Origin of the sequence: Nocardioides deserti, assembly GCF_014266025.1 — a bacterium.
Taxonomy (GTDB): Bacteria; Actinomycetota; Actinomycetes; order Propionibacteriales; family Nocardioidaceae; genus Nocardioides; species Nocardioides deserti.
In genome coordinates this window covers 446,086-458,237 of record NZ_JACMYC010000001.1, presented here as the reverse complement: position 1 = coordinate 458,237, position 12,152 = coordinate 446,086, and the positions used below count along the sequence as shown (strand labels likewise).

The 12,152-nt window shown below is 71.7% G+C and carries 11 protein-coding genes; 4 read left to right on the top strand and 7 right to left on the bottom strand.

Translation table 11 applies throughout. The annotated features are described in order from the left end of the window. Position 1 precedes the first annotated feature (1 nt). The 3 genes from H7344_RS02220 to H7344_RS02210 form a co-directional block, all read right to left on the bottom strand. On the bottom strand, positions 2-973 hold the full coding sequence (locus tag H7344_RS02220; protein ID WP_186344364.1) for a polysaccharide deacetylase family protein: 972 nt from the start codon (positions 971-973) through the stop codon (positions 2-4). 16 nt (positions 974-989) lie between these two features. Further along, positions 990-2,024 carry a glycosyltransferase family 2 protein gene (locus H7344_RS02215; RefSeq protein ID WP_186344363.1) on the bottom strand — a complete coding sequence of 345 codons (1,035 nt, stop codon included), beginning with the start codon at positions 2,022-2,024 and terminating at the stop codon, positions 990-992. A 562-nt stretch (positions 2,025-2,586) separates the two neighbouring features. After that, on the bottom strand, positions 2,587-3,543 hold the full coding sequence (locus H7344_RS02210; RefSeq protein WP_186344362.1) for a heme o synthase: 957 nt from the start codon (positions 3,541-3,543) through the stop codon (positions 2,587-2,589). Positions 3,544-3,716: 173 nt separating this feature from the next. On the opposite strand from H7344_RS02210, the gene tkt reads away from it, so the two are divergent. Genes tkt through pgl form a run of 4 tightly spaced genes read left to right on the top strand, consistent with a single transcriptional unit; the run spans position 3,717 to position 9,399 of the window. Then, entirely contained in the window at positions 3,717-5,810 is a 2,094-nt protein-coding gene (gene tkt, locus H7344_RS02205) for a transketolase (RefSeq protein WP_373286508.1), read from the top strand. Between the two features lie 51 nt (positions 5,811-5,861). Then, positions 5,862-6,968 (top strand): transaldolase, encoded by a 1,107-nt coding sequence (gene tal / locus H7344_RS02200; protein ID WP_186344360.1) that lies wholly within the window; start codon positions 5,862-5,864, stop codon positions 6,966-6,968. After that, the gene (pgi, locus tag H7344_RS02195; RefSeq protein WP_186344359.1) at positions 6,965-8,653 is read left to right on the top strand and encodes a glucose-6-phosphate isomerase; all 1,689 of its coding nucleotides are present in this window, start codon (positions 6,965-6,967) and stop codon (positions 8,651-8,653) included. Before tal ends, pgi begins: the two co-directional genes overlap by 4 nt. After that, positions 8,650-9,399, top strand: a complete 750-nt coding sequence (gene pgl, locus H7344_RS02190; protein WP_186344358.1) for a 6-phosphogluconolactonase — start codon at positions 8,650-8,652, stop codon at positions 9,397-9,399. Before pgi ends, pgl begins: the two co-directional genes overlap by 4 nt. Before the next feature lie 40 nt (positions 9,400-9,439). Here the strand turns inward: pgl and H7344_RS02185 are convergent, their stop codons facing one another. Genes H7344_RS02185 through H7344_RS02170 form a run of 4 tightly spaced genes read right to left on the bottom strand, consistent with a single transcriptional unit; the run spans position 9,440 to position 12,151 of the window. Continuing rightward, complete coding sequence (locus tag H7344_RS02185; RefSeq protein WP_186344357.1) at positions 9,440-9,799, bottom strand: RNA polymerase-binding protein RbpA; 360 nt, start codon at positions 9,797-9,799, stop codon at positions 9,440-9,442. Between the two features lie 57 nt (positions 9,800-9,856). After that, positions 9,857-10,087, bottom strand: coding sequence for a preprotein translocase subunit SecG (secG, locus tag H7344_RS02180; RefSeq protein WP_166188294.1), 231 nt, complete (start codon positions 10,085-10,087; stop codon positions 9,857-9,859). 29 nt (positions 10,088-10,116) lie between these two features. Beyond that, positions 10,117-10,911, bottom strand: coding sequence for a triose-phosphate isomerase (tpiA, locus tag H7344_RS02175; protein WP_186344356.1), 795 nt, complete (start codon positions 10,909-10,911; stop codon positions 10,117-10,119). A gap of 1 nt (position 10,912) precedes the next feature. Then, the gene (locus tag H7344_RS02170; RefSeq protein ID WP_186344355.1) at positions 10,913-12,151 is read right to left on the bottom strand and encodes a phosphoglycerate kinase; all 1,239 of its coding nucleotides are present in this window, start codon (positions 12,149-12,151) and stop codon (positions 10,913-10,915) included. Between the last annotated feature and the right edge of the window lies 1 nt (position 12,152).

Here is a 12,152-nt window from a genome sequence, read left to right as displayed (position 1 = left end):
GCTACTCCGGCGCCACCACCTGGACCCACGAGTCCTGGTTGATGTGGCTCGGGCCGTCAGCGGTGGCGATCGTGCCGAAGTCGTAGCCGGCCTGGCGCGCGGTGCGGATCAGCCGGTCGAGGTACTTCAGCTGCTTCTCACCGCACCCGATCACGTCGTTGCCGTCGTGCAGCAGGATGATCGCCTGGTCGGCCAGCTGGTTGATCGCGTAGCGCTCGACCTCCTTCCAGCCCGGGCACTCGAAGTCGCCGGTCCCCGGCTCGCTCCAGTGCCACAGGACGTCCCACATCCCCAGGTCGCGGACCGCCCGGTCGGTCTCCGGGTTGGAGTTGCCGAACGGGTAGCGGAACAGCGTCGGCCGCTCGCCGGTCACGCGCTCGATGAGGTTGTTGGTCCACTCGATGGACTGCCGCGCCTGGTCGTAGGTCAGCGTGGAGAAGTCCGGGTGGTTGTAGGAGTGGTTGCCGATCACGTGGCCGTCACGCTGGATGGCCCGGACCAGGTCCGGGTGCTTCTTGACCTCGGTGCCCTGCAGGAAGAACGTCGCTCGGACCCCCTGCTGGCGCAGGATCCGCAGGATGGCCGGGGTGACCTCGGGCGAGGGGCCGTCGTCGAAGGACAGCCCCACCATCCCCTCGGATCCGGCAGCCACCTTCCCGCGGGCAGCGGCCTCCTGCGCGGCGGTCGCCGCCTGCCGGTCGACCGCCGCGGCGGTCTCGGGCGCCGGCCGGGTGAGCACGACGGCGCCCACCCCGACGAGCAGGACGACGGCCAGCGTGAGCGGAGCGCGCTTGCCGCCGCGCTTGCCCACGCGCCAGATCAACCAGGTCAGCATCAGGACGGTGAAGCCGATGAGCAGCCACACCAGCCAGTCGGGCGCTCCGCTCGCGGCTGCGGCGCCGGCGCCGGCCGCGCCGACCGCGCCCCCGCCGCCGAGTCCGCCGTCCACAGAGGTGGGCACGGCTACAGACATCTCGAGATCCTTCCGGTTACCACGCCTGGCGCCGGGTGCGCAGGCTGTTGTAGATCGCTTTGAACGTGCAGGCCTCCAGGAAGAGGCCGTAGGCGTCCTCGACGAGGACCACCACGACGACCGACCAGTCGCGCCACGACTTGCCGGACAGACGCATGAAGCTGGTGACGCGCTCGAGGAACATGACGGCGAGCGGGATGAGCCCGACCAGCGCGAAGCGCCAGGAACCGTCGTTGACGAGCAGCAGGACGAGGAAGACCACGAACAGCGCACGCATCAAGGTCGAGAACCCGAAGAACCCGTAGGCGCCGATGTCGCGCCGGGTCGCCGGCGTCCAGCCCCGCTTGCGGACCTCGTCGATCCCGCCGCGGCACCAGCGGAGCCGCTGCTGCCACAGCTCCCCGAACGTCGCCGGGGTGTCGGTGTGCACGTGGGCCGTAGACGACGCCGCGACCCGCCACCCGACGGTCTTGAGGTCGAGCGTCAGCGCGTAGTCCTCGATCAGGCTGGTGCCGTCCCACGGGGTGGGGCGTCCCAGCTCGCGGCAGACCTGGAGCAGTGCCTCGTTGCGGTACATCACCGCGGCACCCGAAGCGACCTGCACCTTCCAGCCGCGCAGGTCACGGGTGTCGTCGAAGCGGGCGTACTCCAGCCGCTGCAGCCGCCACACCAGGCCCTCGCCCTCCTTGGCCCAGTACCTCGCGCACACCGCCCCGAGGCCGGTGTCGGCCTCGAGGTCGGCGACCAGGTGCTCGATCGCGTCCGGCGCCAGCTCGGTGTCGGCGTCCATCGTGAACACGAAGTCGTGCCCCGCGGCGTACTGCTCCCAGGCGAAGTTCATCGCCCCGGCCTTCTTGTCCGGGTTCCGCCACATGTCGACCACCCGCACCGGGTAGGTGCGGGCGATCTCCACCGTGCGGTCCGTGCAGTTGTTCGCCACCACCACGACCAGGTCGGGACGCCGCGTCTGGTTCAGCAGCGACTCGATGGTCCGTGCGATGCCCGCTTCCTCGTTGTAGGCGGGCACCAGGGCGATGCAGGTCGCGCCCATCGCGTGCCGCCCCCTCAGGGGCGGCTGGCGGGCGCGGAGACCGACCGGTGGACGACCCAGCACAGGCTGCACCAGCCCGGATCGTCGACGGCCTGCGTCTCCGGAGCGGTCTCCCGATCAGGAAGACGTGAGGTGCCATCTGGCACCAGGACAGCGTGAGACATCGTGAACCCCCCAGTTCAGACGCCGCGGGCCTCCCCCATGGAGCGCGGCTCGCACCCGAGGTGCGACATAGTCACAACGGGTCATGCCCGCCGTAGTCACGCCTGACACCTGAAGGTGACCGGGACCACCCGTCCGGGGATGCCTGTTCCGTGAAACCGCAGGTAGGCCGGGCAGTCACGACCGGTCTGGACCACTTAACGATCCGCAGGTCGAGCACGGAGGCGACCCGCAGCCGCAGGCCCCGACCCCCACCCCGGCGCACCTCCCCCCTCGGCACGGCCGCAGAGCGACACAGGAGCCACCACCATGCTCGCCGCAGGCGGCGACACCGGCCCCGCAGACGGAGGCAGGTTTCGAGACAGGCGCTGACGCGCCTTCAACCAGCCGGGATCGCCGACTAGCGGGAGAGCAGCGGGTCGAGCGCCACGGCGACGAAGAGCAGCGAGAGGTAGAGGTTCGAGGAGTGGAACAGCCGCATCGGCTGGATGGTCCCGAGGTCCTCGGTGTCACGGGCCCGGGCGTGCATCCGGTGCGCCTCGAGCAGGAAGACGGCGCCGAGGACGGCGGCCGCCACGGGGTACGCCGCGCCGGTGCCGGCGACCGGCCACAGCAGCAGCGAGGTGGCGACCATGACCCAGCTGTAGATCACGATCTGCCGGCCGACCTCGCGGGCCGGCTTGACCACGGGCAGCATCGGCACGTCGACGTTCGCGTAGTCCTCGCGGTAGCGCAGTGCGAGCGCCCAGGTGTGCGGCGGCGTCCAGAAGAAGACGACCATGAACAACACGACCGGCACCCACGACAGCTCGCCGGTGACCGCGGTCCAGCCGATGAGCGCCGGGAAGCAGCCAGCCAGCCCGCCCCAGACGATGTTCTGGGTAGTGCGGCGCTTGAGCAGCATCGTGTAGCCGAAGACGTAGAACGCGTTGGCGCCGAGCGACAGCGCGGCCGACAGCGGGTTGACCCACAGCAGCAGCACCACGGTCGAGAGCACCGCGAGCACGAAGCCGAAGACCAGCGCCGCGCGCGGCGACACGATGTGCCGCGGCAGCGCCCGGCGACGGGTGCGCCGCATCTGCTCGTCGATGTCGCGGTCGTAGACGCAGTTGAAGACCGAGGCCGACCCGGCCGAGAACGTCCCGCCGACGACGGTCGCGAGGACCAGGCCCAGCTCGGGGATCCCCCGGGCGGCGAAGAACATGACCGGCACGGTGGTGAGCAGGAGCAGCTCGATGACACGTGGCTTGGTGAGCCCGACGTACGCCGCGACGACGTCGCGCACCGTTGCCCTCGGGGTCGGCTCGCCGGACTCGTGCCGCTCGGGAGCGGTGGCCGACTGGCCGACGTGGGTCACGGTGTCCTCGGATGGGATCGGGAGCGTGGAGCGGGTGTGAGTCTAGCCCCGGTGGTCAGTAGGCTCGGAAACGCCCGAGCCCGATCGCTCGCGGGTGTGAGCGGTCTCTCCCGCGGCGTGATCCCGGCTCGACCTCAGCTGATCCCCACCCCGAAAGGTTCCTCGTGACGACTGTGCCCGACCTCGAGTGGAGCGACCTCGACGACAAGGCGGTGGACACCGCCCGGGTGCTCGCGATGGACGCTGTCCAACGGGTCGGCAACGGCCACCCCGGGACCGCCATGAGCCTCGCCCCGGTCGCCTACCTGCTGTTCCAGAAGGTCATGCGGCACGACCCGGCGGACCCCACCTGGATCTCGCGGGACCGGTTCGTCCTCTCCTGCGGCCACTCCAGCATCACCCTGTACACCCAGCTCTTCCTCGGCGGCTTCGGCCTCGAGCTCGAGGACATCAAGGCGCTGCGGACCTGGGGGTCGAAGACCCCGGGCCACCCCGAGCTCGGCCACACCGCCGGCGTCGAGGTGACCACCGGCCCGCTGGGCCAGGGTGTCGCGAACGCCGTCGGCATGGCGATGTCGGCCCGTCGCGTCCACGGCCTGCTCGACCCCGAAGCGGCCCCTGGCGAGAGCCTGTTCGACCACCACGTCTACGCCCTGTGCTCCGACGGCGACCTGCAGGAGGGCGTGAGCAGCGAGGCCTCGTCGATCGCCGGCACCCAGCAGCTCGGCAACCTCACCGTGGTCTACGACCGCAACCGGATCTCGATCGAGGGCGACACCGACGTCGCGTTCACCGAGGACGTCGCCAAGCGCTACGAGGCGTACGGCTGGCACGTGCAGACCGTCGACTGGACCAACGGCGGCGAGGAGTACCGCGAGGACGTCCCGGCCCTGCACCAGGCGATCGTCGCCGCCGGCGAGGTCACCGACCGCCCGTCGCTGATCGTGCTCGACACCGTCATCGCCTGGCCGGCACCGAACGCCCAGGGCACCGAGAAGGCCCACGGCAGCGCGCTGGGCGACGAGGAGGTCGCGGCCACCAAGGAGATCCTGGGCTGGGACCCCGAGCAGCGCTTCCAGGTGCCGCCGGAGGTGCTCGAGCACACCCGCGCCTTGCGGACCCGCGGCTCCGGCTGGGGCAAGGAGTGGGACGAGCGGTACGCCGCGTGGGCGGCCGCCAACCCCGAGAGGGAGAAGCTGCTGCACCGGCTCCGGGCGCGCGAGCTGCCCGAGGGCCTGGCTGACGTCGTGCCGACCTTCGAGGCCGACGCCAAGGGCGTCGCCACCCGCTCGGCGTCCGGCAAGGTGATCAACGCACTGGCCCCCGTGCTGCCCGAGCTGTGGGGCGGCTCGGCCGACCTGGCCGGCTCGAACAACACGACGATCGAGTCGGCGCCGTCGTTCATCCCCGAGGGCCGCAGCACCCGCGACTGGACCGGTGACCCTTACCAGGGCCGCGTCCTGCACTTCGGCATCCGCGAGCACGGCATGGGCGCGATCATGAACGGCATCGCGGCCGACAAGCTGACCCGCGTCTTCGGCGGCACCTTCCTCACCTTCTCCGACTACATGCGGGGCTCGGTCCGCGTCGCGGCGCTCAGCCAGCTCCCCGTGACCTACGTCTGGACCCACGACTCCATCGGCCTGGGCGAGGACGGCCCGACCCACCAGCCGATCGAGCACCTCGCCGCCCTGCGCGCGATGCCGGGCCTCGACGTCGTCCGCCCGGCCGACGCCAACGAGACGGCCGCCGCCTGGCTGACGATCCTGCGCAACGTCGACCGTCCGGCCGCCCTGGCCCTCACCCGCCAGAACGTGCCGGTCTTCCCGCGCGGCACCGACGGCTTCGCGACCACCGACGACGTCTCCAAGGGCGGCTACGTGCTCGTCGACGCCGACAGCGGCGACCCCGACGTGATCCTGATGGGCACCGGCTCGGAGGTGCAGCTGGCGGTCGAGGCTCGCGAGCTCCTCGCCGCCGACGGCATCGCCGCGCGCGTGGTCTCCTTCCCGTGCCTGGAGTGGTTCGAGGAGCAGTCCACCGCCTACCGCGAGACCGTCCTGCCGCCGACCGTGAAGGCGCGGGTCTCGGTCGAGGCGGGCGTCAAGCAGGGCTGGCGCGACTACGTCGGCGACCACGGCCGCATGGTCTCCATCGACCGCTACGGCGCGTCGGCCGACTACGCGCGGATCTACGAGGAGTACGGCGTCACGGCGCGCTCCGTCGCCGACGCCGCCCGGGACAGCCTGCGGGTCGCCACCGAGTGACGCCACGGCGCCTCGGGTACTGAGAGCAGTGACTTCCAGAAGGGACAACTTGTGAGTGATCGTCTGAAGGCCCTGGCGGACGCGGGGGTGTCGATCTGGCTCGACGACCTGTCGCGCGAGCGCATCGAGACCGGCAACCTGGCCGACCTCGTCACCACCCGGTCCGTCGTCGGCGTGACCACCAACCCGACCATCTTCGCCTCCGCGATCGCGGACGGCGAGCGGTACGACGAGCAGGTGCGCAAGCTCGTCGCCGACGGCCGCTCGGTGGACGAGGTGATCTTCGAGCTCACCACCGAGGACGTCCGCAACGCCTGCGACGTGCTGGCCCCGGTCGCCGAGCGCACCGCTGCCGACGGGCGGGTCTCCATCGAGGTCGAGCCGGACCTGGCCAACGACACCGAGGGCACGATCGCCTCGGCCCGCCAGCTGTGGCAGGCGGTCGACCGGCCGAACGCGCTGATCAAGATCCCGGCGACCCTCGAGGGGCTGCCGGCCATCACCACGGCGATCGCGGAGGGCATCAGCGTCAACGTCACGCTGATCTTCAGCGAGGCGCGCTACCGCGCCGTCATGGACGCCTACCTCACCGGTCTCGAGCAGGCCCGGGAGGCCGGTCACGACCTCTCCACGATCCGCTCGGTGGCGTCGTTCTTCGTCTCGCGCGTGGACTCCGAGGTGGACAAGCGGCTCGAGGCCGTCGGCGGCGATGTCGCGTTGGCGCTGCGGGGCAAGGCCGCGGTCGCGAACGCGCTGGTGGCGTACGACGCCTTCGCCGAGGTCGTCGCGTCCGACCGCTGGCGAGCGCTCGAGGAGGCGGGTGCGTCCATGCAGCGGCCGCTGTGGGCCTCGACCGGTGTGAAGAACCCCGACTACGACGACACGATGTACGTCACCGGCCTGGTCGTGCCCGACACCGTCAACACGATGCCGGAGAAGACCCTCGAGGCGTTCGCCGACCACGGCGAGGTCCTCGGCGACGTCGTCACCGGCAAGGGCGGCGAGGGCCGCGCGATCCTCGAGCGGCTGGGCGAGCTCGGGGTGGACTTCGACGACGTCCTGCTCGTGCTCGAGCAGGAGGGCGTGGACAAGTTCAAGAAGTCCTGGACCGAGCTGGTCGAGACGGTCCGGGGCCAGATGGAGAAGGCCGGGGCGTGACCGCTGCGCCGGTGGACCCGACCTCCACGTCGGCCTGGGCGCGGCTCGCGTCGCTGGCGGAGGGCTTCTCCCCGGACCTGCGCGCCTGGTTCGACCAGGACCCGGGTCGCGTCGAGCGGCTGACCCGGACCGCCGGCGACCTGCGGGTCGACCTGTCGAAGTCGTTGGTCGACGACGACGTGCTCGCCGCGCTGCTGGACCTGGCCGAGGAGATCGGGCTGGCGGCGCGGCGGGAGGCGATGTTCCGCGGTGAGCGGATCAACGTCACCGAGGACCGCGCCGTGCTGCACACCGCGCTGCGGCTGCCCCGCGACACCCCGGCCGACCGGCGGCCGACGCTCGACGGGCAGGACGTCGTGGCCGACGTGCACGAGGTGCTCGACCGGGTCTACGCCTTCGCCGACCGGGTCCGCAGCGGCGACTGGACCGGGGTGACCGGCGAGCGGGTCCGCACGGTCGTCAACATCGGCATCGGCGGGTCCGACCTCGGACCGGTCATGGCCTACGAGGCGCTGGCGGCGTACCGCCAGGAGGGCCTCGAGTGCCGGTTCATCAGCAACATCGACCCCACCGACGCGGCCACGACGCTCGCCGGGCTGGACCCGGCGACGACGCTGTTCATCGTCTCGAGCAAGACCTTCGGGACGCTGGAGACGCTCACCAACGCCCGGCTGTGCCGGCAGTGGCTGCTCGACGGGCTGCGCGAGCGGGGCGACCTGACCGACGAACCTGGCGAGCGCGCGGCGGTCGTGCAGCACTTCGTGGCCGTCTCGACGGCCCTGGACAAGGTCGCCGACTTCGGCATCGACCCCGACAACGCCTTCGGGTTCTGGGACTGGGTCGGCGGGCGCTACTCGCTGGACTCCGCGATCGGCACCTCGCTCGCGATCGCGATCGGTCCCGAGCGCTTCGCCGAGCTCCTGGCCGGCTTCCACGCGATGGACGAGCACTTCCGCACGGCGCCGGCGGCGGACAACGTGCCGCTGCTGATGGGGCTGCTCAACGTCTGGTACACCGACTTCCTCGGGGCCGAGACCCACGCGGTCCTCCCCTACTCCCAGCTGCTGCACCGTTTCCCGGCGTACCTCCAACAGCTGACGATGGAGTCCAACGGCAAGGGCGTGCGCTGGGACGGCAGCCCGGTCACCACCGAGACCGGCGAGGTGTTCTGGGGCGAGCCCGGCACCAACGGGCAGCACGCGTTCTACCAGCTCCTCCACCAGGGCACCCGGCTCGTGCCGGCGGACTTCGTCGCGTTCGCCAACCCTGCGTACCCGCTCGCCGACGGCGAGGAGGACGTCCACGAGCTGTTCCTCGCCAACTTCCTCGCCCAGACCCGCGCCCTGGCCTTCGGCAAGACCGCCGACGAGGTGCGCGCCGAGGGCACCGAGGAGTCCATCGTCCCGGCCCGGGTCTTCACCGGCAACCGGCCGACCACCTCGATCATCGCGCCGGACCTCACGCCGTCGGTGCTCGGCCAGCTGGTCGCGCTCTACGAGCACATCACCTTCACCCAGGGCGTCGTCTGGGGCATCGACAGCTTCGACCAGTGGGGCGTCGAGCTCGGCAAGCAGCTCGCCCAGCAGGTCGGGCCGGCGCTGGCCGGCGACGCCGACGCGCTGGCCGAGCAGGACGCCTCGACGCGCGCCCTCATCGCCTACTACCAGGAGCACCGGCGCCGATGACCACTCCCCGCATCGAGGTCCACGACGACGACCAGGCGCTGGCCACCGCGGTCGCCGGCGAGCTGCTGACCCGGCTCGCCGACGCCCAGGCCGCCGGGCGCGTGCCCCACATCGCACTGACCGGCGGCACCATCGCCGAGGTCGTGCACCGCGAGCTGGCCCGGCTCGCCCCCGGAGCGGAGATCGACTGGACGCGCGTCGAGGTGTGGTGGGGCGACGAGCGGTACGTCGAGCCCGGCTCGCCCGACCGCAACGCCGGTCAGGCGCGCGAGGCGTTCCTCGCCGCCGTCGGGGTGCCGGACGCGCACGTGCACGAGGTGCCGACCACCACCGACTGCGCCAGCGTCGAGGAGGCCGCGACGGCGTACGCCGAGGCGTTGCGCGAGCACGGCGGCGCCGGGTTCGAGGTGGTGATGCTCGGGCTCGGGCCCGACGCCCACGTCGCGTCGCTGTTCCCCGGCCACCCGGCCCTCGACGTGCGCGACGCGCTCACCGTGGCCGTGCACGACTCCCCCAAGCCCCCGCCGGAGCGGGTCAGCCTCACCTTCGAGGCCCTCAACCGCAACCGGGCGCTGTGGTTCCTCGTCAGCGGCGAGGGCAAGGCCGAGGCGGTCGCCCGAGCGCTCGCCGGCCGGACCGGAGCCGGTGGCGACGTCGCCGACGTCCACGACGTCCCCGCCGTCGGCGTCACCGGCGGCGAGGAGACCATCTGGTTCCTCGACCGCGCCTCCGCCTCCCGCCTCTGACCCGCCGCCGTCGCCGGTCGGGCAGCCGAGGCGGAGCTGCTCAGAAGATGAGGTCGCCGGACTTGCGGCGGGAGCGGAGGAGCTGGAGGGCCTCGTCGAGGATGTCGGCGGCCTCCTTGTCGGAGCGCCGCTCCTTCACGTAGGCCAGGTGCGTCTTGTACGGCTCGATCTTCGGAGCCGGGGGCGGGTTGTCGGAGTCCATGCTGGCCGGGAGGCCGCACTTGGGGCAGTCCCAGGACTCGGGGACGGTCGCCTCGACCGAGAAGGCGACCACGGAGCGGTGGTCGTTGGAGCAGAAGTAGGTCACCGCCTGGCGCGGCGCGGCCTCGCCGCGCTCCGCCTCGCCCATCGGGCCGGCTCCGACCCGGCTCCCGCGAATCGCGTTTCCTCCACCAGCCACGTGCGTACTCCCTTTCCGGAGCTTTCGGGTATCAGGGGGTCGGGGGCCGTCTGCTGCCTAGTAGGCGAGCAGGAGGCCCAGGGCGATGACGGTCGCGAACCAGATGACGCCGATGCCGACGGTGAGCCGGTCGAGGTTGCGCTCGGCGACCGACGAGCCGCCCAGCGAGCTGGAGACGCCACCACCGAACATGTCGGAGAGGCCGCCGCCACGACCCTTGTGCAGCAGCACGAGGAGGATCATGAAGGCGCTCGTGAGCATGAGGATGACGGTGAAGAGTGTTTCCACGGCTCGGATCCTACGTCAACGACGGCCGGTCACAGGACCGGCATGTCGTAGTAGCGGCAGATACCTGCGAACTCCTCGGCCTGCAGGCTGGCGCCGCCCACCAGGCAGCCGTCCACGTCGGGCTGCGCCATGATCCCGGCGACGTTCGCGGCCTTCACGGAGCCGCCGTACAGCACGCGCACGGCGTCGGCCGCCTCGTCGCCGTGGGAGGCGCGCACGTACTCGCGGACGGCGGCACAGACCTCCTGTGCGTCGTCCGGGGTGGCGACCTCGCCGGTGCCGATCGCCCAGACCGGCTCGTAGGCCACGACCAGCCCGGCGACCTGCTCGGCGCTGAGGCCGGCCAGTGAGCCGGTGACCTGGCCGACGCAGTGCTCGACCTGACCGCCGGCCTGCCGCACCTCGAGCCCCTCACCGACGCAGACGATGGGGGTCATGCCGGCGGCGAGCGCGCGCTGCGCCTTGGCGTTGACGACCTCGTCGGTCTCGCCGTGGTGCTCGCGGCGCTCGGAGTGGCCGACCACGACGTAGGAGCAGCCCAGCTTGGCCAGCATCCCCGCGGAGATCTCGCCGGTGTAGGCGCCGGACTCGTGCATGGAGACGTCCTGCGCGCCGTACTTCACCGGGAGGCGGTCGCCGTCGACCAGCGTCTGCACCGACCGCAGGTCGGTGAACGGCGGCACGACGACCACCTCCGCCTTCGCGTGGTCGTGCCGCTTGTCCGAGAGCGTCCAGGCGAGCTTCTGGACCAGCACCACCGCTTCCTGGTGGTTGAGGTTCATCTTCCAGTTGCCCGCCATCAGCGGGGTCCGGGTCACTGCCATGTCAGTCGTCCTCCAGGACTCGAACGCCGGGCAGCTCCTTGCCCTCGAGGTACTCGAGGCTGGCGCCACCACCGGTGGAGATGTGGCCGAAGGCGTCCTCGGCGAAGCCGAGCGTGCGCACGGCGGCGGCGGAGTCGCCACCGCCGACCACCGAGAGGCCGCCGTCGGCGGTGACCTCCGTCAGCGCCTGCGCGACCGCGCGGGTGCCGTCGGCGAACGCGTCGACCTCGAACACACCCATCGGGCCGTTCCAGAAGACGGTCCGCGCGCCGGCGAGCGCACCGGCGAAGGCGCGCGCCGACTCCGGGCCGATGTCGAGACCCAGGCTGTCGGCCGGGATCTCCGAGGCGGCGACCACCCGGGGCGACGGCGTCACGTCGCCCGAGGGGAACGCCGTGTCGACGACGACGTCGGTCGGCAGGATCAGCTGCACGCCGCTCTCGGCGGCGCGCTGGAGGTACTCCCGGCAGACCTCGACCTGGTCCTCCTCCAGCAGGCTCTTCCCGACCTCGTGGCCCTGGGCCTTGAGGAAGGTGAACACCATCCCGCCGCCGACCAGCAGCTTGTCGGCCTTGCCGAGCAGGTTGTCGATGACACCCAGCTTGTCGGAGACCTTCGAGCCGCCCAGCACGACCACGTAGGGCCGGTCGGGCTCCACGGTCAGCCGGCGGAGCACCTCGATCTCCGCCTGCACGAGCCCACCGACGGCATGCGGCAGCCGCTGCGCCACGTCGTACACCGAAGCCTGCTTGCGGTGGACGACGCCGAAGCCGTCGGAGACGAAGAGCTCGGCCAGCGAGGCCAGCCGGTCCGCGAACGCGCCGCGCTCGGCGTCGTCCTTGCTGGTCTCGCCCGCCTCGAAGCGGACGTTCTCGAGCACGGCGACCTGCCCGTCCTCGAGGCCGTGGACGACCTCGTGGGCGGACTCGCCGACGGTGTCGCGGGCGAAGCGGACGTCGCGGCCGAGCAGCTCGCCGAGCCGCTCGGCCACCGGACGCAGCGAGTACGCCGGGTCCGGGGCGCCCTTGGGTCGCCCGAGGTGGGCGGTCACGACCACCCGAGCGCCGGCCTCGGCCAGCGTGCGGATGGTCGGGACGCTGGCGCGGATGCGGCCGTCGTCGGTGATCACCTTGTGGCCCGCGGGGCCGTCGAGCGGGACGTTCAGGTCCGAGCGGACGAGGACGCGCTTGCCCGCGACCCCCTGCTCGACGAGGTCGGCGAGGGTGGAGTAGGACGCCACG